24 protein-coding genes are annotated in these 25,939 nt (G+C 70.8%); 10 read left to right on the forward strand and 14 right to left on the reverse strand.

From position 1 onward, the window contains the following. Positions 1-53: 53 nt before the first annotated feature. Together OG432_RS14260 and OG432_RS14265 are read right to left on the reverse strand one after the other, a co-directional pair. Complete coding sequence (locus OG432_RS14260) at positions 54-728, reverse strand: response regulator transcription factor (protein WP_328311313.1); 675 nt, start codon at positions 726-728, stop codon at positions 54-56. Positions 729-858: 130 nt separating this feature from the next. After that, positions 859-2,070 carry a sensor histidine kinase gene (locus tag OG432_RS14265; RefSeq protein ID WP_328311314.1) on the reverse strand — a complete coding sequence of 404 codons (1,212 nt, stop codon included), beginning with the start codon at positions 2,068-2,070 and terminating at the stop codon, positions 859-861. A gap of 198 nt (positions 2,071-2,268) precedes the next feature. Between OG432_RS14265 and OG432_RS14270 the strand changes: the two genes are divergently transcribed. Beyond that, positions 2,269-3,249 carry an SAM-dependent methyltransferase gene (locus OG432_RS14270; RefSeq protein ID WP_328315104.1) on the forward strand — a complete coding sequence of 327 codons (981 nt, stop codon included), beginning with the start codon at positions 2,269-2,271 and terminating at the stop codon, positions 3,247-3,249. A gap of 290 nt (positions 3,250-3,539) precedes the next feature. Further along, a complete protein-coding gene (locus OG432_RS14275) occupies positions 3,540-4,682 on the forward strand; it encodes an NADH-quinone oxidoreductase subunit D (protein WP_328311315.1) in 1,143 nt (380 codons plus the stop codon). Between the two features lie 282 nt (positions 4,683-4,964). On the opposite strand, the gene OG432_RS14280 is transcribed toward OG432_RS14275, so the two are convergent. From OG432_RS14280 to OG432_RS14295, 4 genes are all read right to left on the reverse strand, one after another. Continuing rightward, positions 4,965-6,020 (reverse strand): hypothetical protein, encoded by a 1,056-nt coding sequence (locus tag OG432_RS14280; protein ID WP_328311316.1) that lies wholly within the window; start codon positions 6,018-6,020, stop codon positions 4,965-4,967. An 86-nt stretch (positions 6,021-6,106) separates the two neighbouring features. Then, complete coding sequence (locus tag OG432_RS14285; RefSeq protein WP_328311317.1) at positions 6,107-7,102, reverse strand: ABC transporter substrate-binding protein; 996 nt, start codon at positions 7,100-7,102, stop codon at positions 6,107-6,109. A gap of 121 nt (positions 7,103-7,223) precedes the next feature. Then, positions 7,224-7,892 (reverse strand): ABC transporter permease, encoded by a 669-nt coding sequence (locus OG432_RS14290; protein ID WP_328311318.1) that lies wholly within the window; start codon positions 7,890-7,892, stop codon positions 7,224-7,226. A gap of 3 nt (positions 7,893-7,895) precedes the next feature. Then, on the reverse strand, positions 7,896-8,576 hold the full coding sequence (locus OG432_RS14295; RefSeq protein ID WP_328311319.1) for an ABC transporter permease: 681 nt from the start codon (positions 8,574-8,576) through the stop codon (positions 7,896-7,898). 185 nt (positions 8,577-8,761) lie between these two features. Here OG432_RS14295 and OG432_RS14300 point away from each other — a divergent pair, with 185 nt between their 5' ends. Next, positions 8,762-9,916, forward strand: coding sequence for an ABC transporter ATP-binding protein (locus tag OG432_RS14300; RefSeq protein ID WP_328311320.1), 1,155 nt, complete (start codon positions 8,762-8,764; stop codon positions 9,914-9,916). On the opposite strand, the gene OG432_RS14305 is transcribed toward OG432_RS14300, so the two are convergent. Next, positions 9,903-11,015 (reverse strand): alpha/beta hydrolase, encoded by a 1,113-nt coding sequence (locus OG432_RS14305; RefSeq protein WP_328311321.1) that lies wholly within the window; start codon positions 11,013-11,015, stop codon positions 9,903-9,905. The genes OG432_RS14300 and OG432_RS14305 overlap by 14 nt on opposite strands. A gap of 150 nt (positions 11,016-11,165) precedes the next feature. On the opposite strand from OG432_RS14305, the gene OG432_RS14310 reads away from it, so the two are divergent. Then, positions 11,166-13,004 carry a phosphatidylglycerol lysyltransferase domain-containing protein gene (locus OG432_RS14310; RefSeq protein ID WP_328311322.1) on the forward strand — a complete coding sequence of 613 codons (1,839 nt, stop codon included), beginning with the start codon at positions 11,166-11,168 and terminating at the stop codon, positions 13,002-13,004. A gap of 445 nt (positions 13,005-13,449) precedes the next feature. Here OG432_RS14310 and OG432_RS14315 read toward each other — a convergent pair whose 3' ends face one another. After that, positions 13,450-14,922 carry an MFS transporter gene (locus OG432_RS14315; RefSeq protein WP_328311323.1) on the reverse strand — a complete coding sequence of 491 codons (1,473 nt, stop codon included), beginning with the start codon at positions 14,920-14,922 and terminating at the stop codon, positions 13,450-13,452. 165 nt (positions 14,923-15,087) lie between these two features. Between OG432_RS14315 and OG432_RS14320 the strand changes: the two genes are divergently transcribed. From OG432_RS14320 to OG432_RS14345, 6 genes are all read left to right on the forward strand, one after another. Next, positions 15,088-15,543, forward strand: a complete 456-nt coding sequence (locus OG432_RS14320) for a MarR family winged helix-turn-helix transcriptional regulator (RefSeq protein WP_328311324.1) — start codon at positions 15,088-15,090, stop codon at positions 15,541-15,543. A gap of 16 nt (positions 15,544-15,559) precedes the next feature. Then, positions 15,560-16,432, forward strand: coding sequence for a dihydropteroate synthase (gene folP, locus OG432_RS14325; protein ID WP_328311325.1), 873 nt, complete (start codon positions 15,560-15,562; stop codon positions 16,430-16,432). Then, positions 16,429-16,890 (forward strand): nuclear transport factor 2 family protein, encoded by a 462-nt coding sequence (locus OG432_RS14330; protein WP_328311326.1) that lies wholly within the window; start codon positions 16,429-16,431, stop codon positions 16,888-16,890. Before folP ends, OG432_RS14330 begins: the two co-directional genes overlap by 4 nt. A gap of 217 nt (positions 16,891-17,107) precedes the next feature. Next, the gene (gene folB / locus OG432_RS14335; RefSeq protein WP_328311327.1) at positions 17,108-17,467 is read left to right on the forward strand and encodes a dihydroneopterin aldolase; all 360 of its coding nucleotides are present in this window, start codon (positions 17,108-17,110) and stop codon (positions 17,465-17,467) included. Beyond that, positions 17,464-18,078: a 2-amino-4-hydroxy-6-hydroxymethyldihydropteridine diphosphokinase gene (gene folK / locus OG432_RS14340; protein ID WP_328311328.1), complete on the forward strand. Its 615-nt coding sequence runs from the start codon at positions 17,464-17,466 to the stop codon at positions 18,076-18,078. Before folB ends, folK begins: the two co-directional genes overlap by 4 nt. Before the next feature lie 72 nt (positions 18,079-18,150). After that, positions 18,151-18,630 (forward strand): DUF3180 domain-containing protein, encoded by a 480-nt coding sequence (locus tag OG432_RS14345; protein ID WP_328311329.1) that lies wholly within the window; start codon positions 18,151-18,153, stop codon positions 18,628-18,630. 114 nt (positions 18,631-18,744) lie between these two features. On the opposite strand, the gene OG432_RS14350 is transcribed toward OG432_RS14345, so the two are convergent. The 6 genes from OG432_RS14350 to OG432_RS14375 form a co-directional block, all read right to left on the reverse strand. Further along, positions 18,745-19,743, reverse strand: coding sequence for an aldo/keto reductase (locus tag OG432_RS14350; protein WP_328311330.1), 999 nt, complete (start codon positions 19,741-19,743; stop codon positions 18,745-18,747). A gap of 173 nt (positions 19,744-19,916) precedes the next feature. Next, positions 19,917-20,522 (reverse strand): GTP cyclohydrolase I FolE, encoded by a 606-nt coding sequence (gene folE / locus OG432_RS14355; RefSeq protein WP_328311331.1) that lies wholly within the window; start codon positions 20,520-20,522, stop codon positions 19,917-19,919. 117 nt (positions 20,523-20,639) lie between these two features. Beyond that, positions 20,640-22,667: an ATP-dependent zinc metalloprotease FtsH gene (ftsH, locus tag OG432_RS14360; RefSeq protein WP_328311332.1), complete on the reverse strand. Its 2,028-nt coding sequence runs from the start codon at positions 22,665-22,667 to the stop codon at positions 20,640-20,642. Positions 22,668-22,870: 203 nt separating this feature from the next. After that, entirely contained in the window at positions 22,871-23,410 is a 540-nt protein-coding gene (gene hpt / locus OG432_RS14365) for a hypoxanthine phosphoribosyltransferase (protein ID WP_120727895.1), read from the reverse strand. Positions 23,411-23,484: 74 nt separating this feature from the next. Continuing rightward, positions 23,485-24,552 carry a tRNA lysidine(34) synthetase TilS gene (gene tilS / locus OG432_RS14370; RefSeq protein ID WP_328311333.1) on the reverse strand — a complete coding sequence of 356 codons (1,068 nt, stop codon included), beginning with the start codon at positions 24,550-24,552 and terminating at the stop codon, positions 23,485-23,487. A 209-nt stretch (positions 24,553-24,761) separates the two neighbouring features. After that, positions 24,762-25,901: a zinc-dependent metalloprotease gene (locus tag OG432_RS14375; protein ID WP_328311334.1), complete on the reverse strand. Its 1,140-nt coding sequence runs from the start codon at positions 25,899-25,901 to the stop codon at positions 24,762-24,764. Between the last annotated feature and the right edge of the window lie 38 nt (positions 25,902-25,939).

Genomic DNA, 25,939 nt, shown 5'->3' on the forward strand with positions numbered 1-25,939 from the left:
CATAGTACGACACTCGTCGTACTATCGTCGGCGAGCGCCGGACTCCGGGCGGTTCAGGCCGCGCCGCCGCCCGCCCGCACCAGCCCGGTCTCGTACGCGAGGACCACGACCTGGACGCGGTCGCGGAGCCCCAGCTTGGTCAGGATGCGGCCCACGTGCGTCTTGACGGTGGCCTCCGACAGGACCAGGCGCGCGGCGATCTCGCCGTTGGAGAGACCCTGGGCGACCAGCAGCATGACCTCGCGCTCCCGCTCGGTCAGCTTCTCCACGTGCTTGTGCTCGGGCTCCTTGCCCCCGCTGGGCAGCAGCGGCGCGAACCGGTCGAGCAGGCGCCGGGTGGTCGACGGCGCGACCACCGCGTCCCCGCTGTGCACCGAGCGGATCGCGGCGAGCAGTTCGGCCGGCGGCACGTCCTTCAGCATGAACCCGCTGGCGCCCGCCTTCAGGCCGGAGAAGGCGTACTCGTCGAGGTCGAAGGTGGTCAGGATCAGCACCTTGGGCGGGTTCGGCGCCTCGCAGATGCGCCGGGTGGCCTCCACCCCGTCCAGGCGCGGCATGCGTACGTCCATCAGGACGACGTCGACGGCGGTCGCGCGCAGGATGCCGATCGCCTCCGCGCCGTCGCCCGCCTCCGCGACGACCTCCATGTCCGGCTGGGCGGCGAGCACCATCCGGAACCCGGTGCGCAGCAGCACCTGGTCGTCGACGAGCATCACGCGGATCGTCATCGTTCCCTCTCCGTCACGCCGTATCGCGCCGTATCGCGCGGTACGGAAGCGGAAGGCCCCGTACGGACATTCACCCGTACCGGCGCCGTCCGCGCAGGACACCAACCCGTACAGAAACCCGTACGGAACGTCAATGGGCCGGCTTCAGCGGCAGCAGGGCGCTGATGCGGAAGCCACCGCCGGGGCGGGGCCCCGCGTCCAGGGTGCCGCCGACCATGCCGATCCGCTCGCGCATCCCGATCAGGCCGTGGCCCCGGCCGTCGGCGCCGCCGTCCTCGTACATCTCGTGTGCGGCGCCCCGGCCGTCGTCCTCGACGAGCAGGCCGAGCCCGTCGTCGAAGTACACCAGTCGCACGCTCGCCCCCGCGTCGGGACCGCCGTGCTTGCGGGTGTTGGTGAGGGCTTCCTGCACGATGCGGTACGCCGTCAGCTCGACGCCGCTGGGCAGCGGGCGCGCGGTGCCCTCGATCTTGAAGTCGACGGTGAGGCCCGCGTTCCTGACCGTCTCGACCAGGACCTCGATCTGCTCGACGTCCGGCTGCGGCACGTACTCCCCCGCCTCCTGGTGCTCGCCGGTGCGCAGCACACCGAGCAGTCGGCGCATCTCGGCGAGCGCCTGACGCCCGGTCGTCGAGATCGTCTCCAGTGCGGTCCTCGCCTGGTCCGGCGAGGTGTCCATCACGTACGCCGCGCCGTCGGCCTGCACGACCATCACCGAGACGTTGTGCGCGACCACGTCGTGGAGCTCGCGGGCGATCCGGGCCCGCTCGGCCGCGACCGCCACCTTGGCCTGCGCCTCCCGCTCCCGCTCCAGGCGCGAGGCGCGCTCCTCCAGCTGCGCGAAGTACGCCTTTCGGGTGCGCATCGAGTCGCCGAGCACCCAGGCGAGCACGAAGGGGACGGTCATGATGACGACGAAGAACACCTTCTCCGCCGCGCTGTTCACCCCGGGATCGGACTGCATCCAGCGCACATGGGCGAGCGGCGCCGCGCACAGCCCGCCGATGAGCGCGACCCGCGAGGCCCAGCTCCGGCCCGCCGAGGCCACCGTGTAGACGACCACCAGCATCGCGAAGTCCTGGACCTGCGGCTGCACGTCGAGCGCGAGCTGGACCAGGCCCGTCGCGATCACCAGCAGCAGCGTCTTCTCGGGGATGCGCCGGCGCAGGGCCACGGCCGTGGCCATTCCGAGCGCCACCACGACGTGGACGGGCCAGCTCGCCTGCTTCGGGTCGTCCGCCGCCGCCACGATCTGCAGGCAGGAGAACCCGAAGAGGATGACGGCCCAGAAGGTGTCGACCCCGGTCGGGTGTCTGCGGATGAAGTCGTAGAGGCGCTGCACGTAACCCAGCGTAGGGAAGCCGGACAGGTGTAGGGGTCAACCGCCGGGGCGATCCTGTCGCCGACGGCGTACTCCGCAAGGTGGAGACTTGACCCCGTGACGGATGAGACGTGTCAGTACTCCCCCGGCGACTCCCCGGGACACTCCTCCGGCGGCTCCCCCGGTGCCTCCCCCGGCGGGAACGGCCCGGAGCGTGCCCTGGACGCCGGGTTCACCGGATGGCGCGAGGCCACCGAGCGGGCGCTCTACGGTGACGGCGGGTTCTATCTGCGGCCCGAGGGGCCCGCCGGACACTTCCGCACCTCGGTGCACGCGTCACCGCTGTTCGCGGGCGCCGTCGCCCGCCTCCTCGCGCAGGTCGCCGCCGGACTCGGCCCCGGGCCCGTCGACCTCGTCGACGTCGGCGCCGGGCGCGGGGAGCTGCTGACCGGGGTACTGGCCGCCCTGCCCGCCGGCTTCCCCGTCCGTGCGTACGCCGTCGAGCGCGCGGCCCGCCCCGCCGGGCTCAGCGAGCGGATCGACTGGCGCGCCGACGTGCCCTCGGGCGTACGGGGCCTGCTCTTCGCCAACGAATGGCTCGACAACGTGCCGGTGGACGTGGCCGAGGCGGACGAGGACGGCGTGGCCCGGCTCGTTCTCGTACGCCCCGACGGTACGGAGGTGCTGGGCGAGCCGGTGTCGGGCGCGGATGCCGCGTGGCTGGCCCGCTGGTGGCCGCTGACCGAGCCGGGCACGCGGGCCGAGATCGGGTGGCCGCGGGACGCGGCGTGGGCCGCGGCGGTGGGCGCGCTCGACGCGGGGCTCGCGGTGGCCGTCGACTACGCGCACACGCGGGAGGACCGGCCGCCGTTCGGCACGCTGAGCGGGTTCCGTGGCGGGCGGGAGGTCGCGCCCGTGCCGGACGGGTCGTGCGACATCACGGCGCATGTCGCGCTCGACGCGTGTGCGCTGCCGGGGGCGGAGCTGCTGTCCCAGCGGGAGGCGCTGGGGCGGCTCGGCGTCTCGGGCCGGCGGCCCCCGCTTTCCCTCGCGGGGGCGGATCCGGCGGCGTACGTGCGGGGGCTTGCGGCGGCGGGCGAGGCGGCCGAGCTCACCTCCCGGCCCGGCCTGGGCCACTTCACCTGGCTGACCCAGCCCGTCCCCCCTGGGCCTCCGCCCCAGACCCCGTTCGCGCCTTAAGGGCGCTCGTCCTCAAACTCCCCCAAGGCCTCAAGGGCCAGGGGGGACCCCCATGACGGGCTGAGGATGCCCATGCCGCCCGGCACCGAGCAGCTAAGGGGCGCGGGGAACTGCGCGAGAAGCGAGCACGGCCCGCAGCCGAAAGCCGGTTTAGGGGCGCGAGGAACTGCGCGACCAGCCGTCCACGGCCCGCGGACGAAAGCGGGGTGAAGGGGCGCGGGGAACTGCGCGACCAGGGGCCCGTGGGGGCTGGGCCCCGGGGCACGGGGGCCCAGGGGATACTGGCCACCATGACGGAGACGACGGTCGGCATCGGCGGCGGAGCGGAAAGCACCGACATGGTGCTCAACATCGGCCCCCAGCACCCCTCCACCCACGGAGTGCTACGCCTCAAACTCGTCCTCGACGGCGAACGCATCCAGCAGGCCGAGCCGGTCATCGGATACATGCACCGCGGCGCCGAGAAGCTCTTCGAGGCCCGCGACTACCGCCAGATCGTGATGCTGGCCAACCGCCACGACTGGCTCTCCGCGTTCTCGAACGAGCTCGGCGTCGTCATGGCCGTGGAGCGGATGCTCGGCATGGAGGTCCCCGAGCGCGCCGTATGGACCCGCACCCTGCTCGCCGAGCTGAACCGCGTCCTCAACCACCTGATGTTCCTCGGCTCGTACCCGCTGGAGCTCGGCGGCATCACCCCGGTCTTCCACGCCTTCCGCGAGCGCGAGGAACTCCAGGCCGTGATGGAGGAGGTCTCCGGCGGCCGCATGCACTACATGTTCAACCGCGTGGGCGGCCTGAAGGAGGACCTGCCCCTCGGCTGGCTCGGCCGGGTCCGGCACGCCGTCGCCTCGGTGCGTTCGCGCATGGACGTGTACGACCGCCTCGTCCTCGGCAACGAGATCTTCCGCGGCCGCACCAGGAACGTCGGCGTGCTGTCCGCCGAGGCCGTCCACGCGTACGGCGTGAGCGGCCCGATCGCCCGCGCCTCCGGCGTCGACTTCGACCTGCGCCGCGACGAGCCGTACCTCGCGTACGGGGACCTCCAGGACACCCTCAAGGTCGTCACCCGCACCGAGGGCGACTGCCTCGCCCGCTTCGAGTGCCTCCTGGAGCAGACCCACAACGCGCTCGACCTCGCCGACGCCTGCCTCGACAGGATGGCGGATCTCGCGCCCGGCCCGATCAACCAGCGGCTTCCCAAGGTCCTCAAGGCACCCGAGGGACAGACCTACGCCTGGACCGAGAACCCGCTCGGGATCAACGGCTACTACCTCGTCAGCAAGGGCGAGAAGACGCCGTACCGGCTGAAGCTGCGCTCGGCCTCGTTCAACAACATCCAGGCCCTCGCCGTGCTGCTGCCGGGGACACTCGTAGCCGACATGGTGGCGATCCTCGGGTCGCTGTTCTTCGTCGTGGGCGACATCGACAAGTAGCGCCGCCCCGCACCCCCTCGGGCGAGGGGAGCGTGCCCGTCGCGGGGGCGGTCGGTGGGGGCGGCCGTGGCGCGCGCGGAACCGGGCGCGTGGCCGTGCTCTGCTCCCGTGCCCCCTGGTAAGTCGGCGGGCCCCCGAACACCATGGTCCCGCGGGCCCGCTCGGGGGGAGGGAGCCCGCCCGGATGCCGGTCGCTCCGCGCATCCGGACTCTGCGGCCGGTACCGACACTCGCCCCGATGCGGCGGCCTCGGTACCGGACGCAGAACCCCGACCGTGACGGCTACGAGATCGCGGTGCGCAGTTCCGCCAGGTCCAGCTGCTCTGTCTCGTCGTGCGCGGTCAGGTCGATGACCTCGCCGACGACCTTCTCCGGGCCCTGCTGCGCCCGGCTCGCCAGGACCTCCTCGCCCACGACGTCCGCGAGATCCTCGTCCTGCACGGCCTCGATCGCGGCGGCCGCCGACTGCCGGGCAGCCTCGGCCTCCTGGACGTCCTGGACGTCCTGCGCGCCCCCCGTGCCGAAGAAGTCGAAGCTGCCTTCGGGGCGTGCCGCGCGGCGTGCGAGGTAGGGGACCACGGCCGACGCCACCGGCGCGGGCGCCGCGGGGAGTTCGGCCCGGCGGAGCGTGGCGGTGAGGGCGGCCGACGGGCGGGTGTGCTCCCCGCTGCCGAGGACCGCCGCGGGCTTCCCCTGCGGCTCCTCCGCCTCCCCGGCACCGGCCCCGGCCCCGGCCCGCGACGCGTCCGCGCCGGACTGGGCCTCGGCCCGTGCCTTCGCCTGGCGTTCGGCGCTGAGCGAGAGACATTCGAGGGCGCGGGCCGCCGCGAGGTAGGACGCGGGCGTCGGCGTACTGCCCGACCGCAGGAGCGCCTTGGGCCCGCTCGCCTCAAGGGCGAGCCGGCGCCTGCCCTCGAGCGCGCTGGCCCGCTCGGTCTCGGCGTTGGCGTAGCGCCGCAGCAGCGCCGCGTGCTCGCCGCGCAGCCCGGCCAGCTCCTTGCGCTTGGCGCGCAGCTTGGCGTCGAGGCGGCCGCGCAGCTCGCGCGACTCCTCCAACTCGGTCTCCAGCTCGGCGATCCGCTCCTCGGTGCGCCACTGGTCGGCCGCGCGCGAGCGGGTCAGCTCGGCGACGCGGCGGCCCGCGGCACGGTCCCAGGAACGCATGAGCACCGAGCCGGTGACGCAGGCCGCCGCGGCCGCGGCGGCCAACGCCCGCAGCACGGCGGGTTGATCGAAGAGCCAGGCGCCACCGGCGCAGATGACCGAGACGCCGGCGACGGCCGACGGCTGGAGGAGCCGGTGCAGCGGAGGGGAATGACGGTGGCGTCCACGTGGCATGGCCTGAAATTTACCGTGCGTAGACCTCATATGGACCCTCGCCCGCCAATCTGTTCCCCTGTAGTTACTCCGATCGCCAAATTCGGCTACTTCTTGATCAGTCCCTTCGACTGGAGATACTGCTTCGCGACATCGGCCGGCTTGGCCCGCTCGGCATCGACCTTGCGGTTGAGGCCGACCAGATCATCGGTCGTCAGGGCCTTGGTCAGCTTGCCGAGCGCGTCGGCTATCTCCGGCGCGCCCGCGTCCTTCGCATTGACGACCGGCAGCACGTTGTCCGCGTTCTGGAGCTTCTTGTCGTCCTGGAGCAGCACCAGGCCGTAGGTGTCCAGGGTCGCGTCGGTCGTGGTGGTCAGCACCAGCTGGTCCACCCCGTCCTTGACGGCCTGCTTGGCGCCGGGGGTGCCGACGCCCTTGGGGTCGATGCCGGTGACGTCGATGCCGTACGTGGACGTCAGGCCCGGCTCGCAGAACGGCCGGACCTTGCACTCGTCACCCGCGGCGATCTTCACCTTCGTCTTCGACGCGCCCAGGTCCGAAAGGGACTTGAGGTTGTTCTTGGCGGCGAATTCCTTGGTCACCGCGAACGCGTTCTGGTCGACGGCGCCGCCGGCCGGCAGCACCTTCAGGCCGCGCGGCCCGGCGAGCTTGGTCAGTTCGCCGAGTGTGGCGGAGACATCGCTGGAGGCGAGCGGCTTGTCCTTCGCCTTGTCGCCGTTGACCTTGGCATTGAGGAATTCGGTGAGCGTGGCCGCGTATTCCGGAACGACGTCGATCTCGCCCTTCTCCAGGGCGGGTTCGTACAGTTCCCGGTTCTTGACCGTGGTCACCGACGTCGCGTACCCGGCGTCGGACAGGACCTGCGCGTACAGCTCCGCGAGCACCGCCGACTCGGTGAAGCCGGCCGCGCCGATCACCAGCGAGCCCTTCTTGCCGCCGCCCGTACTGCTCGAACCGCCGGTCGTGCTTGAACTGCTCTTGTCCTTGCTCTTCTCCAGGCTGTCGCCGCCACACGCGGCGAGCGTGCCGGCCAGTGCCAGCGTGCCGAGGACCGCACCGGTCGTACGAAGGATCTTGCTCATGGAAGTTCACCAATCCGGAAGGCATCGCGGGAAGACGGGTGTTGCGGACATCGAGGGGACGTGGGGGAGAGAAAGGAAAGCAAGCAAGGGAGAGGAAGAGAGGAAGACGCGGCGGCCGGGGTCACGAACGCTTGCGCAGCGGGCTGAAGAGACGGTCGACCGCCACCAGAGCCCCCTCCACGAGCAGGGCGAGCGCCGCCACGAGCAGCGCGCCCGCCACCACCTGCGGGGTGTCGTAGACCGCGAACCCCTCGGTGACGATCCGGCCGAGGCCGCCGAGGCCGGCCATCGCCGCGATGGTCGCGGTGGCGATGATCTGCACCGCCGCCGAGCGGAGCCCCGTCATGATCAGCGGATAGGCGAGGGGCAGTTCGACCTGGAGGAAGAGCTGGCGGCCCGACATGCCCATGCCGCGCGCCGCCTCCACCGCCGCCCGGTCCACCTCGCGCATCCCGACGTACGCGTTGGTCAGCAGCGGCGGCACCGCGAACAGCACCAGGGCGATCACGGTGGGCAGGTAGCCCGCGTTGCGCAGCGGCGTCACCATGAACAGGGCGAGCACCGCGAAGACGGGTATCGCCCGGCCGATGTTGGAGAGGTTGACGGCGAGCGCACCGCCCTTGCCGATGTGCCCGAGCCACAGCGCGAGCGGCAGGGCGACCAGGCAGGACACGACGAGGGCGAGCGCGCTGACGTACACGTGCTCCCCGAGCCGGTGCCAGGCGCCGTCCTCCCCCGACCAGTTGGCGCCCGTGGTCAGCCACGTCCAGGCCTGTGTGAAGACTCCCATCGCTCAGACCGCCTTCGCCGTACGGATACGAGTCCACGGGGTGAGCAGCCTCTGGACGCCGAGGAGCAGCAGGTCGGCGGCGATCGCGAGCACCACGCACAGCACGGACGCGGTGAGGATCTGCGCCTTGAAGAAGGTGGGCAGGCCCTGCTCGATGAGGTTGCCGAGGCCCCCGTGGTCGACGAGGGAGCCGATCGTGGTCAGCGCGACGGTGGCGACCGTGGCGATCCGCAGCCCGGCCATCAGGGCGGGCAGCGCGAGCGGCAGCTCGACCTCGAACAGCAGCCGTATGCGCCCGTATCCCATGCCGCGGGCCGCCTCCAGGGCGTCGGACGGCACCGATTCGAGCCCGGCCAGGATGTTCCGCACGAGGATCGTCAGCGAGTACAGCACAAGGCCCGTGATCACCAGGCCGGCCGAGAGGCCGAACACCGGGAGCAGCAGGGCGAACATGGCGAGCGAGGGCACCGTGTAGAGCACGGTCGTGAAGCCGAGGACGGTGGCCGCGACGCCCTTGCGCCCACGCGCGAGCAGCGCGAGGGGGAAGGCGACCAGCAGGCCCACGAGGACCGACACCGCGGTGATCCAGATGTGCTGGACCGTCGCGTCGGTCAGCTCCTGGCTGCGGGAACTGACGTACTCCCAGCAGATCCAGTCGTTCGCCGCAAGACAGCTCTGCGCCACTCCCCCACCTCCCTCGCACCGCTCCGGGTGCCCCGCTCCTCACGGGCCCCACACCCACCTGCCCGGATGCCCCGAACGTACGTACCAAACCCTATCCCCGGCCACTGACAATCGCCGTGGGCCTTTGCAGTACAGCAACATGGCATTCACACAAGCGCGCACGCCAGCCATCACAATGGGGACCCATGATCCGGTTCGAGCACGTCACCAAGCGGTACGCCGACGGCACCATCGCCGTGGACGATCTCTCCTTCGAGGTGGCCGAGGGTGAACTGGTCACCCTGGTCGGCCCCTCGGGATGCGGCAAGACCACCACGATGAAGATGGTCAACCGCCTCATCGAGCCGACCGGCGGGCGGATATTCGTGGACGGCGAGGACATAGCGGCGGTCGATCCGGTCCAGCTGAGGCGCCGCATCGGCTATGTGATCCAGCAGGTCGGGCTCTTCCCGCACAAGACGGTCCTGGAGAACACAGCGACCGTGCCGCACCTGCTCGGCGTCAAGAAGGCGAAGGCCCACGAGCGCGCGGCCGACCTGCTCGACCTGGTGGGGCTTGACCCGAAGACGTACGGGTCTCGCTACCCGGAACAGCTCTCCGGTGGACAGCGTCAACGGGTGGGCGTGGCACGGGCGTTGGCGGCCGATCCGCCCGTGCTACTGATGGACGAGCCGTTCGGCGCGGTCGACCCGGTGGTGCGCGAGCGACTCCAGAACGAGTTCCTCAAGCTCCAGTCGCAGGTGCGCAAGACCGTCCTGTTCGTCACCCACGACATCGAGGAGGCCGTCCGCCTCGGCGACCGCATCGCCGTCTACGGGCAGGGCTCCATCGAGCAGTTCGACGCACCCGCCGCCGTGCTCGGCACCCCCGCCACCGACTACGTGGCGGACTTCGTCGGCGCGGACCGCGGCCTCAAGCGCCTGTCGGTGACCCCCATCGAGGAGAGCGACCTCGACCAGCCGCCCGTGGTCCACCTCGACGACCCGCTGCCGGCCGACATCGCGCGCTGGGCGGTCGTCCTGGACGGCGACGACCATCTGCACGGCTGGATCTCCGGCGAGCAGGCCCGCCGCGGCACGGGCACGGTCCGCGAGCACGCCCGGCGCATGGAGGCCTGGCTGCCGGTCGGCGCCTCCCTCAAGCAGGCCTTCGCCACGATGCTCCAGCACGACGCCGGCTGGATCGCGGTCATCGACCGCGAGGAGCGCGGCCGCTTCCTCGGCGTGCTCACCCCGGCGCGCCTCCACGAGGCGCTGCGCCGCTCCATCGACGCGGACGCCAACGCGGTCCCCCGTACCGCGGTGAAGGTCGAATCGGTGGAGTCGGTCAGCTCGCGCTGAGCCGGCCGCTGATCCACTCCAGCGTCGGCGGGATCTCGCGCCGCCAGGTGTTGAAGTTGTGCCCGCCGCTGTCGAGCGTGATGGACGAGACGCGGCCGGGCGCCTTCACCTTCCTGATGAAGGCCTGGGTCGGCTTGAAGTTGTCCTCGCCCGATTCGGAGCTGGTCACCAGGAAGGACGACTTGGCCGGCGGCAGGTGGTCCAGGCTCCACAGCAGGTTGGCGCGGTTCTGCTCGTGCTTGTCGCCGTGGAAGAGATCGCCGGTCGTCGGGTCGTCGGCCGCCTTGTAGTACGCGGAGAGGCCCGCACTCGCGGCGAATTGCTCCGGGTGGTGCATGCCGATCTTCAGGGCACAGTAGCCGCCGGTCGAATTGCCGATGAAGCCCCAGTTCCGGGCCTTGGTGCCGACCCGGTAATGCGCGGAGATCGCGCCCGGAACGTCCTTGGCGAAGAACGTCTCGGTCTGCGGTCCCTTCGGTATGTCCACGCACTCGGTGTCGCGCTGGCCCGCCACCGTGGGGCGCATCATGACCAGGATCATCGGCTGCATCTTCTTCTGCTTGGACTGCGCCCAGGCCGTCTTCGGATAGCGCAGCCCCTTGAGCAGGTTCTCGGCGGTGCCCGGGTAGCCGGTCAGTACGACCGAGGCGGGAAACGTCTTGTTCTCGTACGCCTTCTGGAAGTACTCGGGCGGCAGGTAGACGTAGGCGGGGCTCGTTATCCCCGACTTCTCGCCGGACAGCACGATCTTCTGGATCTCTCCCCCCAGCTGCGGCTTTCCCGCGCCGGGGGTGTCCGGCTTCTGCTTCGCGACGACCTGGACGTCCTTGCCGCCCGCCGAGTGGTCGACGACCTTGCCCATGTCCTGTTCCTGGCCGAACAGGTCCGCCCAGGATCCGTAGAACAGGAACGAGTTGTTGGCGGCGAGTCCGACCGAGGCGAAGATCGCCAGCTGGGTCGCGAGCAGCAGCCCGATCCGGCCCGTCACGGCCTTCCAGCTGCGACGCGCCAGGCGCGGCCACAACCAGACGGTGACCGCGAACAGCACCACCGCCAGGAACACGGCGAGTGCCAGGACCTTGTTGCTCGTGAGACCCATGAGTCGATGAAACTTTCTGGCTGAGATTTTCCTGAGAGGGAGGGAACCCACCCCCCACAAGTCCCGTCCTAGAGGGCGCAAATTGTCCGGCTGGACGGTGCGGACGCCGTCCCCCGGCCAACTGAATCTCTCGCGGAGTCACGGGAAGCGATGTCTGTCAGGATAGATGGGGACAAAAACGGATCGGTTCCGACTCGTGTACGAAAGGTCCTCCGCGGGCCGCGCCCCGAGTCGGTTCCCAAGCTGGTCGGTACGGCCTGCACGATCGTGGGCCTCCTGGACGTCGCGGCCGGAGTCTTCGATCGCGTCCGGCACAGTCGGTTCCACACCGTCAGCGAGGTGCTGCCGGGCACCTTCGGCCCCTTCGCGGCGGCCGTGGCGCTCAGCGCCGGCATCCTGCTGCTGCTCCTCGCGCACGGCCTGAAGCGCCGCAAGCGGCGCGCCTGGCGGGCCGCCGTGGTGCTGCTGCCCATCGGGGCGGTGGCCCAGTTCTGGTACCGGCACTCCGTCGTCGGCGTGCTGATCTCATTGGTACTTCTCACGCTGCTCGTCCGCCACCGGAGCGAGTTCAACGCGCTGCCCGACCCGCGCAGCCGCTGGAAGGCCGTGGCGAACTTCTTCCTGATGGGAGCGGGGTCGCTGGGCCTCGGCCTGGTCATCGTGAGCGTCCACCCGCACCGCACGGTGGGCAATCCGAGCATCGTGGACCGCATCCAGCACGTGATGTTCGGCCTGTTCGGCGTGGAGGGGCCGGTCGAGTACCAGGGCAAGACCAGCTGGACCGTCGGGTACTCGCTCGGCGCGCTCGGCCTGCTCACCGCGATCACCACGATCTACCTGGCGTTCCGCCCCGAGCACCCGGCCGCGCGCCTCACCGAGGACGACGAGCACAAGCTGCGCGAGCTGCTCGCCAGGCACGGCGCCCGTGACTCGCTCGGCCACTTCGCGCTGCGCCGCGACAAGGCCGTCGTCTTCTCGCCCAGCGGCAAGGCGGCCGTGACCTACCGCGTGGTCTCCGGTGTGATGCTCGCCTCGGGCGACCCGATCGGTGACGTCGAGGCCTGGCCCGGCGCCATCGAGCGCTTCATGGACGAGGCCAAGGCCCACTCGTGGACCCCGGCGGTCGTCGGCTGCTCCGAGACCGGCGGCGAGGTCTGGACCCGCGAGACCGGGCTCGACGCGCTGGAGCTGGGTGACGAGGCGGTGGTGGACGTCGCGGATTTCTCCCTCGCCGGACGCGCCATGCGGAACGTACGCCAGATGGTCAAGCGCATCGAGCGCAATGGCTACGAAACCCGCGTGCGGCGCGTTCGTGACCTCTCCGACGGGGAGCTGGAGCGCATCCGCCGGGCCGCGGAGGACTGGCGCGGCACCGACACCGAGCGCGGCTTCTCGATGGCGCTCGGCCGCATCGGCGACCCGAACGACGGGGACTGCGTGATCGCGACGGCCCACAAGGCCGACGACGAGGGCACCGCGCCCTCCCCCTACGGCGACCTGAAGGCCATCCTGCACTTCGTCCCCTGGGGCAAGGACGGAATGTCCCTGGAGATGATGCGCCGCGACCGTGCGGCGGACCCCGGCATGAACGAGCTCCTGATCGTGGCGTCGCTCCAGGCCTGCGAGAAGATCGGCGTGAAGCAGGTCTCCCTCAACTTCGCGATGTTCCGCTCGGCGCTGGCGCGCGGCGAGAAGATCGGGGCGGGGCCGGTGCTGCGCCTGTGGCGCGGCCTCCTGGTCTTCCTCTCCCGCTGGTTCCAGATCGAGTCCCTCTACAAGTTCAACGCGAAGTTCCAGCCGCGGTGGGAGCCGCGCTTCATGGTGTACCGGGCCCATGCCGACCTTCCTCGCATCGGGTTCGCCGTGATGCAGGCGGAAGGCTTCGTGAACCTGGGTCTGCCGGCGCCGCTCGCTCGCCTCACGCGGGCCGCGCGGCGCGAACGGGCCTGCGCCCACGCCCCGAAAGAACCCGGCGTACGCCCGGCCTGACCCGGCCCCGCCCCCGCCCGAACCCCGGCGCCGTTTCCCCCTGCGGGGGGGGCGGGCCGGGGTTCCGCGTTCCCCCCACGGGGCTCGGCTGCGCGCAGATCCCCGCGTCCCTCGAAGGGTCGTCATCAGGGTGCGGGCCGCGGAGACCTGCCCGCGCAGTTCCCCGCGCCCCTTGAACGGCCGGTTTTCGGGTGCGGGCCGTGGACGGCTGGTCGCGCAGTTCCCCGCGCCCCTCAGGTATCCGGTGCCGGGCAGCATGGGCATCCTCAGCCCGTCATGGGGTCCCCCCTGGCCCTTAAGGCCTTGGGGGAGATTGAGGACGAGCACCCTTCAGGCGCGAACGGGGGTCTGGGGGCGGAGCCCCCAGGGAGCCGAGGCCCTCACGTAGCCGCACGGACGGGAGGGTGGGAAAACTCCCCGGGGTCCGGGGCGGAGCCCCAGGGGGCTAGGCCTGCTGGAGCTCGGGATCCGGGGTCTTCGAGGACGCCGCGACCCGCCGCGCACGCAACCCGTCGGACGACAACCCCACCAAGGCCACACCCACCACCAGCACGAACGCCACCCCGGCCAGCGCGAACGACAGCGTGAACTGGCTCTCCGCCGGCAGCGGCGGCACCCCGGCCGGCAACCCGGACAGCACCTTCGACGCGAGCAACGACGTGATCACCGCACTGGCGATCGCCGAACCGACCGACCGCGAGATCGAGTTGATCCCGTTCGCGATCCCCGTCTGGTGGTGCGGGACACTCGCCACGATGAGTGCCGGCATCGCCGCGTACCCGAAGCTGATCGCGGCACCGATGAGCATGCCCGCGAGGATGACGGACGACGTCGAGTCGTGCGCCCCGGTCAGCCAGGCGAAGCCGAGCACGCCGAAGGCCGCACCCGCCGCGAGGGTGAAGCGCGCCCCGATCCGCCCCACGAGCAGCCCGCCGAGCGGCGCGGCGATCAGCGAGACGAGGGTGGTGGGCAGCAGGTACTCGACGGACGCGCGCAGCACCGAGGCGGAGAACCCGTACCCGGTGAGGCGGTCCGGCATCTGCACCAGGTAGGAGACGCCGATGAACTGGGAGAACATCGCGAAGCCGAGGAGCAGCCCGGCCAGGTTGGTGAAGAGCACCGGCCGGTGCGCGAACATCCGCATGTCGACCATGGGCGCGGCGACCTTGCGCTCGACGAGGACCCAGACCGCGGCCATCACGACCGCACCGACGAAGAACCCGACCGTACGACCGGAGGACCAGCCCCACTCGTGGCCCTGCGAGATGGGCAGCAGGAGCATCACGAGGAAGGCGGCCAGGGTGGCGGCGCCGAGCCAGTCGGTGCGTCCGCCCGTCTTCGTACGGGAGGCCGGCACGACCACGACGACGGCGATGAGGGCGACGACCGCGAGGATCACGGCGAGCCAGAACACCCGGTGGTAGTCGGGGTGCGAGCCCTGCGTGAGCAGGCCCGCGCCGACGAGGGCGAGCCCGCTGCCGAACGCGAGCGTGCCGCTGACCAGCGCCATCGCGCCGTGGAGCTTCTGCGGCGGTATCTCCTCGCGCAGGACGGAAAGAGCCAGCGGGAAGATCGCGGTGGCCGCGCCCTGGAGCACCCGGCCGACGATCAGCAGCACGAGCGAGCTGGTGGTGGCGGCGAGCACGGAGCCCACGACCATGACCACGAGCACCCCGATCAGGGTCGGCTTCTTGCCGTGCATGTCGCCGAAGCGGCCGAGCAGCGGGGTGAAGACGGCCGCGGAGAGCAGGGTCGCGGTGGTGACCCAGCTGACGCCGGACGTGGTGGTGCCGAGGTCGCTCTGGATGGTGCCGAGGATCGGCACCACCAGGGTCTGCATCATCGAGACGACCATGGCGGCGAGTCCGAGGACCAGGACGAGCCCGGTGCCGCCGCTGGGGCGTTGGTTAGTGGTCACTTTTTCTTCCGTACGGCAGGAGTAGGCACCCCCGAGCACTCAAGGGCACTCGGGAGCAGGTACTTGAACACATGGAAGCTTGATTACCTCAAGCAACTGAATGAAGGTAAACATCGAAGGTTGAGGTAGTCAAGTTTTGCTCGGGGCGCGGGTACAGTGGGCGGCATGCCTGGAACCCGCCCCACCGCCGTCAGCAACCTCACGCTCATGGACGCCATCTGGGACTCCCTGGCCGGCTTCTACGGCGACTTCACGTCGGCCGCCGCCGACCAGGGCCTCACCTCCAGCCAGGCCAAGACCCTGACCGTGCTGCGCCGGGGCCCCGCCTCCATGCGCTCGCTCGCCACCACGCTGCACTGCGACGCCTCCAACGTGACCGGGATCATCGACCGCCTCGAAGCACGCGCCCTGGTGCGCCGCGAGCCGAGCCCCACCGACCGGCGCGTCAAGAACGTCGTCCTCACCGACGACGGGACGCGCATCGTGGAGACGGTCAGGACGGGCATGCTCGCCACCCACGCCGCGCTCGACTCGCTGCCCGACGCCGACCGCGTCGCCCTGCACGACCTCCTGGAGCGCCTCTTCCCCGCCCCCGGGCATGGTCCGGTTACTCCTGCCTGACGCATACGCTTGACGCATGAGTACGTTGAACGGGCTGCCGAACGGGCGGGGGACCGTCGCCGGGCTGCCCGCGTGGGACCGCTGCGCGGTCATGGGCGTGGTCAATGTGACGCCCGACTCCTTCTCCGACGGCGGCCGGTGGTTCGACACCTCGATCGCCGTCAAGCGCGGCCTCGACCTCGTCACCGAGGGCGCCGACCTCGTGGACGTCGGCGGCGAGTCGACCCGCCCCGGCGCCTCGCGCGTGGACGAGGCCGAGGAGCTGCGCCGCGTCGTCCCCGTCGTGCGCGGCCTGGTCGCCGAGGGCGTCACCGTCTCCGTCGACACCATGCGTGCCCGCGTCGCCGAGCAGGCGATCACCGCCGGCGCGGTCCTGGTCAACGACGTCAGCGGCGGCCTCGCGGACCCCGCGATGATCCCCGCCGTCGCCGACACCGGCGCCCCCTTCGTCGTCATGCACTGGCGCGGCTTCAGCCAGGACATGAACAGCCGCGCGGTCTACGCCGACGTGGTGAGCGAGGTCGTCGCCGAGCTGCGCCTGCGCGTGGAGGCCGTCATCGAGGGCGGTATCGCCCCCGAGCGCCTCGTGATCGACCCCGGCCTCGGCTTCGCCAAGCAGGCCGGCCACGACCTCGCGCTCGTCGCCCACCTCGCCCGGCTCCGCGCGCTCGGGCACCCCGTCCTGGTCGCGGCCTCCCGCAAGCGGTTCCTCGGCCACGTCCTGGCCGGCGAGGAGGGTGCGCCGCCGCCCGCCCGCGAGCGCGACGCGGCCACCGCCGCCGTCTCCGCCATAGCCGCTCACGAGGGCGCCTGGGCCGTGCGCGTCCACGAGGTCCGCGCCACCGCCGACGCCGTCCGCGTGGCCCGCGCCGTCGAGGGAGCCCGGTGAGCCCCCGTACGGACGCCGAGGCCGTCGAGCGCGCCAATACGGCGTTCTACGAGACCCTGGAGCGGGGCGACTTCGACGAACTGTCCGAACTCTGGCTCAGCGCCACCGAGGCCGGCGACACCGGGATCTCCTGCGTCCACCCGGGCTGGCCCGTCCTGTCCGGGCGCGGCGAGGTGCTCCGCTCGTACGCGCTGATCATGGCGAACACCGAGTACATCCAGTTCTTCCTGACCGATGTGAAGGCCGTCGTGCTCGGCGACACCGCCCTGGTCACCTGCACCGAGAACATCCTCAGCGGCGGTCCCGCCGAGGAGAGCGGCGAACTGGGACCCCTCGTCGGCCAGCTCGTGGTCGCCACCAATGTGTTCCGCCGCACATCCGAGGGCTGGCGGCTCTGGTCCCACCACGGCTCTCCGGTCCTCGCCGAATCGGGCGACGAGGAGCCGGACGAGGCCTGACGGGGCCTGGGGAGGACTGAATCCGGGCACGATCGGGGGCTTTTGAGGATTGAACCCGGAGCCATCGGGTAGGGGCGGCTACCAGGCCTGTCAGGATCTGTCCATAGCCCCCATGGGCGAGCACTGTCAGTGCCCGCAGGTAGATTCGATTGTGGGCACCGTGCCGCCCGCACGCGGCCGCATGTCCGTCTGACCAACGACAGCAGGAGTGATTCGCGTGGATCGTGTCGCGCTGCGCGGCCTCAAGGCCCGTGGGCACCATGGCGTCTTCCCCCGGGAACGCGAGGAAGGCCAGACCTTCATCGTGGATCTGGTGCTCGGCCTCGACACCCGCCTCGCGGCGGCCGACGACGACCTGGCGAAGACCGTGCACTACGGCGTGGTGGCCGAGGAAGTCGTGGACGTCGTCCAGGGCGAGCCCGTCGACCTGATCGAGACGCTCGCCGAGCGGATCGCCCAGCAGTGCCTCAAGCACGAAGGCGTCCACGAGGTGGAGGTGGTCGTCCACAAGCCCGACGCGCCGATCACCGTCCCGTTCGACGACGTGACCATCACCATCACCCGGAGCCGAGTATGAGCGTGTATCCGCAGGGGGCCGCGCAGAGCGACCCGACCGTACAGCCGGTGCCCACCTCCGTGGTCGAGCAGGTCGACGCGGCCGACATGACGCTCTCCAACCCGCGCCGCGCGGTCATCGCCCTCGGCTCCAACCTCGGCAACCGCCTGGAGACGCTCCAGGGCGCCATCGACGCCCTGGAGGACACCCCCGGGCTGCGCGTCAAAGCCGTCTCCCCGGTGTACGAGACCGAGCCCTGGGGCGTCGAGGAGGGCTCCCAGCCCTCCTACCTCAACGCGGTCGTCGTCGTGAAGACCACACTGCCGCCGGCCTCGCTCCTGGAGCGCGGCCACGCCATCGAAGAGGCCTTCGACCGCGTCCGCGAGGAGCGCTGGGGGCCGCGCACGATCGACGTGGACATCGTTGCCTACGCCGATGTCGTCTCCGACGACCCGGTCCTGACGCTCCCTCACCCGCGCGCCCACCAGCGTGCCTTCGTGCTCGCCCCCTGGCACGACGTGGAGCCCGGCGCCCAGCTGCCCGGCCACGGCACGGTCGCCGACCTGCTGGGCGGTGTGGGCCACGACGGCGTGCTGGCCCGCGCCGACCTGGAACTCCGTCTGCCCGAGTAGTCGTTACGCTTCTGGGCGTCGCGGCACACCGGCTTCGACCTGACCACCTAGAGACGCGAAGGGCACTACTCCGTGAAGCAACTGCGGCTTGGCGTGCTGGCCGGACTGTTCGTCATCGCCGGAGTGCTCTCCTGGGCGGGCGCCCGGCTGTGGGACGCGGTCGCCACCCTGCCGAGCGTGCCGATCGCGGCCCCCATCGTCCTCGCGGTGATCGCCGTCATCCTGCTCGCCACCGCCCTGTCCATCCGCTCCCGGCTGCGCGCCCAGCGCGAGCGCCGGCCGGGTGCCAAGGGCGTGGAGCCCCTGATGGCGGCGCGCGCGGTGGTCTTCGGCCAGGCCAGCGCCCTGGTCGCGGCCCTGGTGTGCGGGATGTACGGCGGCACCGGCGTCTATCTGCTGAGCTACCTCGACGTGCCGTCCCGCCGCGACCAGGCGATCTACGCCGGCTTCTCGGTCCTGGCCGGCATCGCCGTGGTGGCCGCCGCGTTCTTCCTCGAGCGCGTCTGCAAGCTCCCCGAGGACGAGGACGACACCACGGCCCCGGTCACCTGACACCACGCGGCCGGGCACCACGCGCCGACGCACCGCGGCGGCCGGGCACCACGCGACCGGTCCTCCGCGGGTCCGCTCGCGGCGGACACCGCGCGGCCTCCGCCCGCGCGCCGGCTACAGCAAGGTGCCGCCCTCGACGCGGGTCCGCGCCAGGATCTCGTCCAGCCGCGCGAGCACGGCCGCCGACAGCTCGATCCGCGCGGCCGCGAGATTCTCCTCGATGTGGGCGGGGGTGCGGCTGCCCGGGATCGGCACCGTGTGGTCGTACTGGTGCAGCAGCCAGGCCAGCGCCAGCTGCGCCGCAGTGATGCCGAGTTCCTCGGCGACCCCGCGCACCGGCGCGAACCGGTCGTTGTTGGCCTTCAGGTTGGCCGCGTCGAACCGGCCCATGTGCTGCCGGAAGTCGCCGTCGCCCACCGCCTCCACCGTGCCGCCGAGGAAGCCCTGCCCCAGCGGCGACCACGGCACGATACCGACACCCAACTCCCGTGCCACGGCGAGCAGTTCGGGGGCGATCGGCCGCCACATCGACCATTCGACCTGCACGGCGGCCACCGGGTGCACGGCGTGCGCCGCACGCAGCTGGTCGGACGTCACGTTGGACAGGCCGAGATGGCGCACGAGCCCCGCCTCGACGAGGTCGGCCACCGCGCCCACCGTGTCGGTCAGCGGCACCTGCGGGTCGGGAAAGTGCGGGTAATACAGGTCGATGTACTCCGTGCCGAGCCCCCGCAGGCTCGCCTCCGCATAGCCCCGTACGTGCTTCGGGTCGGCGTTGACCGCCAGCTCGCCGAACGCGTAGCCGACCGGGAAGGGGTGCGGCTCGGCTCCCTCGGGGATCCGGAAGCCGAACTTGGTTGCCACGACGGCCTGTTCGCGCCGCCGCCCCTTGAGCACCCTCCCGACGAGCCGCTCGTTGTGACCGTCCGCGCCGTAACCGTCGGCCGTGTCGATGAAGGTCGTGCCGGCGTCGAGCGCCGCCCGCAGCGCACGCTCGCCCCGCTCGTCGTCGATGTCGCCGTAGATTCCCGGCGAGAGGACCATGGCGCCGAAGCCCAGTGCGGATACTTCCAGTTCACCGAGGGTGCGGGCCGGGAGTGTCTGTTCCGTCATCCTCCGAGCCTGTCACGGCCCTCACCCAACCGACAGGCCCGTATTGGGAGTTGGACACCTCCCCCGAGCGCCTCGACCGAGCAACTCGACCAGATCCCGCACCCGGGGCCCCACCCGGACCACCCTCGGCCCCCGGACCCCGGACCCCGGCGTCGGACGCGATACGCGGGCGGTCAGCGGGCCATGATCAGGCTCATCGCCTCACTGCGCGTCGCCGGGGCGCGCAGCTGCCCCCGCACCGCCGAGGTCATGGTCTTCGCGCCGGGCTTGCGGATGCCGCGCACCGACATGCACATGTGCTCGGCCTCGATCACCACGATGGCGCCGCGCGCGTCGAGGATGCGCATCAGCGAGTCGGCGATCTGCGTGGTCAGGCGCTCCTGCACCTGCGGCCTGCGGGCGAACACGTCCACCAGGCGGGCCAGCTTCGACAGACCGGTGATCTTGCCGGATTCGGCGGGGATGTAGCCGACGTGGGCCACGCCGTGGAACGGCAGCAGATGATGTTCACAGACCGACACGATCTCGATGTCCTTCACCAGGACCATCTCGTCGTGCCCCAGGTCGAACGTGGTCGTCAGGACGTCCTCGGGCTCCTGGCGCAGACCCGCCAGGATCTCCTTGTACGCCCGCGCCACCCGGGCCGGCGTCTCCTTGAGGCCCTCGCGGTCCGGGTTCTCGCCGACCGCTATGAGGAGCTCGCGCACAGCGCTCTCGGCCCGCTTCTCGTCGAACTCGCCGATCTTGGCCTCGCCGTCCAGCGTCACCGGGTCGGTCATCTGTGCCTCGTTCCTCGACTGTCGTTCATGGCGCGTGGCCGGAAAACACCCGCGCCCCCACAGGCTAAAACCTGGGGGGCGCGGCATGCATTCCGGGGCCGGTACGGGCCCCGTTGCTCAGGCCTCGGGACGGTCCTCGGGGGCCGGCAGGGCCTCCGTGGGGGTGTCCAGGGGCGCGGAGCCGTTGGCGCTCGTGGTGGCACCGTTGGTCAGGGCCAGCTCCTTCGGCGAGAGCACCGGCGGCCTCGTCGACGGCGTACGCCGCGAGGAGCCGGTCCAGGCCGGACGGGCCGGACGCTTGACGATGCCGGAGAAGACCTCGGCGATCTGCTCCTTGCTGAGGGTCTCCTTCTCCAGGAGTTCGAGAACCAGCTTGTCGAGGATGTCGCGGTTCTCGACCAGGATTTCCCAGGCCTCGTTGTGCGCCGTCTCGATGAGCTTCTTGACCTCTTCGTCGACGAGGGCCGCGACCTCTTCCGAGTAGTCGCGCTGGTGCCCCATCTCACGGCCGAGGAACGGCTCGGTGTTGTCGCCACCGAACTTGATCGCGCCCAGACGCTCGGTCATGCCGTACTGCGTGACCATCGCGCGAGCGGTGGACGTGGCCTTCTCGATGTCGTTGGCCGCGCCCGTCGTCGGGTCGTGGAAGACGAGCTCCTCGGCCGCGCGCCCGCCCAGCATGTAGGCCAGCTGGTCGAGCATTTCGTTGCGCGTGGTCGAGTACTTGTCCTCGTCCGGCAGGACCATGGTGTAGCCCAGGGCCCGGCCGCGCGACAGGATCGTGATCTTGTGGACCGGGTCCGAGTTGGGGGAAGCCGCGGCGACCAGGGCGTGACCGCCCTCGTGGTACGCGGTGATCTTCTTTTCCTTCTCGGACATGATCCGCGTGCGCTTCTGCGGACCCGCCACGACACGGTCGATCGCCTCGTCCAGCGCGTGGTTGTCGACCAGCTTCTTGTCGCTGCGCGCCGTCAGGAGCGCCGCTTCGTTCAGCACGTTCGCCAGGTCGGCGCCGGTGAAGCCGGGGGTGCGCCGGGCGACGGCCGACAGGTCGACGTCCGGGGCGACCGGCTTGCCCTTCTGGTGGACCTTGAGGATCTCCAGACGGCCCTGCATGTCCGGGCGGTCGACCGCGATCTGGCGGTCGAACCGGCCGGGCCGCAGGAGGGCCGGGTCGAGGATGTCGGGCCGGTTGGTGGCGGCGATCAGGATGACGCCGCCCTTCACGTCGAAGCCGTCCATCTCGACGAGCAGCTGGTTGAGCGTCTGCTCGCGCTCGTCGTGACCGCCGCCGAGACCCGCACCGCGGTGCCGGCCCACGGCGTCGATCTCGTCGACGAAGACGATCGCCGGGGCGTTCGCCTTGGCCTGCTCGAAGAGGTCGCGGACACGCGAGGCGCCGACACCGACGAACATCTCGACGAAGTCGGAACCGGAGATCGAGTAGAAGGGAACACCGGCCTCACCCGCGACGGCGCGGGCGAGCAGCGTCTTGCCGGTGCCGGGCGGGCCGTAGAGCAGCACGCCCTTGGGGATCTTGGCGCCGACGGCCTGGAACTTCGCCGGCTCCTGGAGGAACTCCTTGATCTCGTGGAGTTCCTCGACCGCCTCGTCGGACCCCGCCACATCGGCGAAGGTCGTCTTCGGGGTGTCCTTGGTGATGAGCTTGGCCTTGGACTTCCCGAAGTTCATGACTCGGGAGCCGCCGCCCTGCATCTGGTTCATCAGGAACAGGAAGACCACGACGATGAGGACGAAGGGGAGCAGCGAGAGCAGGATCCCGAGGAACGGGTTCTGCTTGTCGGGCGAGACGGTGTAGCCCTTGGGGATGTCACCGGCCTTGACGCTGCCCTGCAGCTGGTCGGCGAGCGAGCTCGCCTGGATGTCCCCGATGTAGTTCGCCTGGACCTTGCTGCTGCCCTTGACCTTCTGGCCGTCCTTCAGGTCGATCTTGATGACCTGACTGTCACCTGTGGTGATCTTGGCCTGTTCGACCTGCTTGTTGCTGATCGCCTGAACGACATCGGATGTGTCGACCGTCTTGTAGCCGCCACCCGAGCCGACGACCTGCATCAGCACGACCACGGCGAGGACGGCCAGCACGATCCACATGACCGGCCCACGGAAGTATCGCTTCACGTCCATCCATACGGAGCGAGAACGCCCCGTCCCTCCTGCCCGTAGGTAAATGCTGCTGTGACTGTGACTAAGACTGTGTGTAAAGACTGTTCTTCGGACGGTACCCCAGCATTGTCACCCGTGGTCGCACGGTACGGCTGACAAAGGGCCCTTCCCCTGCTCCAACGGAGCGGGACGGGCTGTGGTTCCCCGAAACGGAACGGGTTGCCTCAGCCGCCGTACACGTGCGGCGCGAGCGTCCCGACAAAGGGGAGATTGCGGTACTTCTCGGCATAGTCGAGGCCGTAGCCCACGACGAATTCATTCGGAATGTCGAAACCGATCCACTTCACGTCGATCGCGACCTTTGCGGCATCCGGCTTACGGAGCAGCGTGCACACCTCCAGGGAGGCGGGCTCGCGCGAGCCGAGGTTGGACAGGAGCCACGACAGGGTCAGGCCCGAGTCGATGATGTCCTCGACGATCAGGACGTGCTTGCCCTTGATGTCGGTGTCGAGGTCCTTGAGGATCCGCACGACGCCGGAGGACTGGGTGCCCGCACCGTACGAGGAGACGGCCATCCAGTCCATGGTGACCGGGGTGGACAGCGCGCGGGCCAGATCCGCCATGACCATGACGGCGCCCTTGAGGACACCGACGAGGAGCAGGTCCTTGCCCGCGTACTCCGCGTCGATCTTCCCGGCCAGCTCCGCCAGCTTCGCGTCGATCTCTTCCTTGGTGATGAGCACCGACTGGAGGTCGGTGCCCATGTCCTTCTCGTTCACCCGGGCCGCTTTCTTGGGGGTTTCTGTTGTCGTGCGCGAGCCGAGTTACGTGCGTGGGCTCAGCTCTGCCGAATGACCAGTCTGCCACCCTGCCGACGCGCGACGACGCGGCCCGGGAGATTGATGGCCCGCTGACCGCGCCAGCTGGTGATCAGCTTGTCGATCTCCTCCACATGGCGGGCGAAGAGTGAGCCGGCGGGCGAACCCGCCCCGATGACCTCGCGGCGCACGATCCGGCGCCGCACGGCGGGCGGCAGAGCGAAGAGCTTCGCGCAGTCCAGGAGCCCCGCGTCGTCCCGCACGGAGGCGTCGGCCTGGAGGGCCCAGGCGTCCAGGGCGTCGGCGTCGTCACGCGAGAGCTGGGCGGTGCGGGCGAGCGCCTCGACGACGCCCTTGCCGAGCGCCTTCTCCAGGGCGGGCAGGCCCTCCTGGCGCAGCCGGGAGCGGGTGTAGGCGGGGTCGGCGTTGTGCGGATCGTCCCAGACGGGCAGCGACTGGACCATGCAGGCCTTGCGCGCGGTCTGGCGGTCGAGCTCCAGGAAGGGGCGCCGGTAGCGGCCCGCCGCCCCCGAGACGGCGGCCATGCCGGACAGGGAGCGCGTGCCGGAGCCGCGGGCGAGGCCGAGCAGGACGGTCTCGGCCTGGTCGTCACGGGTGTGCCCGAGCAGGATCGCGGCGGCGCCGTGCCGCTCGGCGGCGGCGTCCAGGGCGGCGTAGCGGGCGTCGCGGGCGGCGGCCTCGGGGCCTCCCTCGCGGCCCACGCGCACGGCGACGGACTCGGCGGGTTCCAGGCCGAGGCCGGTCATGCGGGAGACGACCTCGGCGGCGCGCAGGTCCGAGCCGTGCTGGAGGCCGTGGTCGACGGTGATGCCGCCGGCGCGCAGCGAGAGCTTGCGGGACTCGAAGGCGAGGGCGGAGGCGAGCGCCATGGAATCGGCGCCGCCCGAGCAGGCCACGAGCACGAGGGGCTCGGGCGCGGTGCGAACGCCTGCGCCCCGACCGGCGGGGGCCCCCGCGGTCACGGCCGTCTCGGCGCTCTGGTGGTCGCGGGAGTGTTCGTTCAGTACGTCGTGGAGTACGCGGCGAACCGCCAGGCGTATCGCTGCGACCGCAGGATGGGGACCCATGTCCGGTGCCCTTCGGTGAAGTTGGGGGTGCCTCTGGCGCGGAGAGGATGCGGGGGATCAGGAGGAGCAGGAGGGCCGTTCAGTCACACAGAGTGCGTAGATGGTGACAGAACAGAGCCGTTACCCGAGCATTGCACGCCTACCCATGCCCCACGGTCCCTCGGATGGGTGATTCCCGCGTTGACACCCGCCACCGGCGGGCCTTCAGGTCAGGAGTCCGCCTTGCGGTGCACGCGCGCGACCCACTCCGCCGGCTTGGCGATCTCGGCCTTCGTCGGAAGGGTGTTCGGAGAAGTCCACACGCGATTGAAGCCGTCCATGCCGACCTCCTCCACCACGGCGCGCACGAAGCGCTCGCCGTCGCGGTACTGGCGCAGCTTGGCGTCCAGGCCGAGGAGCTTGCGCAGCGCCACGTCGAGCCGGGATGCGCCCTTGGCCCTGCGCTCCTTGAACTTCTCGCGGATCTCCGCCACCGAGGGCACGACCTGCGGCCCGACCCCGTCCATCACGTAGTCGGCGTGCCCCTCCAGGAGGGACATCACGGCGGTGAGCCGGCCGAGGATCTCGCGCTGTTCCGGGGTCTGCACCAGCTCGACGAGGGAGCGCCCCCCGTCGTCCTCCTCGCCCTCGGGCCGGCCGCCGGCCAGGGACTGGGCCGCGTCGCGCAGCCGCTCCAGGACGGTCATGGGGTCGACCTCGGTGGCGCCGAGGAACGACTGGATCTCGCTCTCCAGGTGGTCGCGCAGCCACGGCACGGCCGTGAACTGGGTGCGGTGGGTCTCCTCGTGGAGGCAGACCCAGAGCCTGAAGTCGTGCGGGGGGACGTCGAGTTCGCGCTCCACGTGCACGATGTTGGGCGCCACGAGCAGCAGCCGTCCGCCGCCGCCGGGCCCGGCCGGCAGGTCCCGGCTCGCGGGCGCGAAGGTCTCGTACTGCCCGAGGACCCGTGAGGACAGGAAGCTCAGGAGCATGCCGAGCTCGACGCCGGTGACCTTGCCGCCGACCGCGCCGAACACGGCGCCCGCGGGGGTGCTGCCGCGGCGCTCCTGCATCTTGTCGAGCAGGGGCCGCAGGACCTCGCGGAAGCCGGCCACGTTGGCCTTCACCCATCCGGCCCGGTCCACGACCAGGACCGGGGTGTCCTCCGGTTCGACGCCCTCCGGGATCATCCGGGTGAACGTCCGTACGTGTTCTTCGGCGGCCTTGGCGTGCCGACGGAGCTCGGCGACGATCTCTCGCGCCTCGTCACGGCTCACGTCGGGGCCCGGCCGCACCAGTCGGGTCGCGGTCGCGACCGCGAGGTTCCAGTCGACCATCCCAGAGGTACCTGCACCGCCGATGCCAGTCATGCGTCAACCGTACGTTGTCGTCCCCGCAAGGGAACCCG

Origin of the sequence: Streptomyces sp. NBC_00442, from assembly GCF_036014195.1 — a bacterium.
Lineage (GTDB): Bacteria > Actinomycetota > Actinomycetes > Streptomycetales > Streptomycetaceae > Streptomyces.

Excerpts from the sequence above, each read along its gene's own strand:
- OG432_RS14260 (WP_328311313.1), bottom strand. The coding sequence starts at position 728 with ATGACGATCCGCGTGATGCTCGTCGACGACCAGGTGCTGCTGCGCACC.
- OG432_RS14275 (WP_328311315.1), top strand. The coding sequence starts at position 3,540 with ATGACGGAGACGACGGTCGGCATCGGCGGCGGAGCGGAAAGCACCGAC.
- OG432_RS14280 (WP_328311316.1), bottom strand. The coding sequence starts at position 6,020 with ATGCCACGTGGACGCCACCGTCATTCCCCTCCGCTGCACCGGCTCCTC.
- OG432_RS14285 (WP_328311317.1), bottom strand. The coding sequence starts at position 7,102 with ATGAGCAAGATCCTTCGTACGACCGGTGCGGTCCTCGGCACGCTGGCA.
- OG432_RS14290 (WP_328311318.1), bottom strand. The coding sequence starts at position 7,892 with ATGGGAGTCTTCACACAGGCCTGGACGTGGCTGACCACGGGCGCCAAC.
- OG432_RS14300 (WP_328311320.1), top strand. The coding sequence starts at position 8,762 with ATGATCCGGTTCGAGCACGTCACCAAGCGGTACGCCGACGGCACCATC.
- OG432_RS14305 (WP_328311321.1), bottom strand. The coding sequence starts at position 11,015 with ATGGGTCTCACGAGCAACAAGGTCCTGGCACTCGCCGTGTTCCTGGCG.
- OG432_RS14310 (WP_328311322.1), top strand. The coding sequence starts at position 11,166 with ATGTCTGTCAGGATAGATGGGGACAAAAACGGATCGGTTCCGACTCGT.
- OG432_RS14320 (WP_328311324.1), top strand. The coding sequence starts at position 15,088 with ATGCCTGGAACCCGCCCCACCGCCGTCAGCAACCTCACGCTCATGGAC.
- folP (WP_328311325.1), top strand. The coding sequence starts at position 15,560 with ATGAGTACGTTGAACGGGCTGCCGAACGGGCGGGGGACCGTCGCCGGG.
- folK (WP_328311328.1), top strand. The coding sequence starts at position 17,464 with ATGAGCGTGTATCCGCAGGGGGCCGCGCAGAGCGACCCGACCGTACAG.
- OG432_RS14350 (WP_328311330.1), bottom strand. The coding sequence starts at position 19,743 with ATGACGGAACAGACACTCCCGGCCCGCACCCTCGGTGAACTGGAAGTA.
- folE (WP_328311331.1), bottom strand. The coding sequence starts at position 20,522 with ATGACCGACCCGGTGACGCTGGACGGCGAGGCCAAGATCGGCGAGTTC.
- ftsH (WP_328311332.1), bottom strand. The coding sequence starts at position 22,667 with ATGGACGTGAAGCGATACTTCCGTGGGCCGGTCATGTGGATCGTGCTG.
- hpt (WP_120727895.1), bottom strand. The coding sequence starts at position 23,410 with ATGGGCACCGACCTCCAGTCGGTGCTCATCACCAAGGAAGAGATCGAC.
- tilS (WP_328311333.1), bottom strand. The coding sequence starts at position 24,552 with ATGGGTCCCCATCCTGCGGTCGCAGCGATACGCCTGGCGGTTCGCCGC.
- OG432_RS14375 (WP_328311334.1), bottom strand. The coding sequence starts at position 25,901 with ATGACTGGCATCGGCGGTGCAGGTACCTCTGGGATGGTCGACTGGAAC.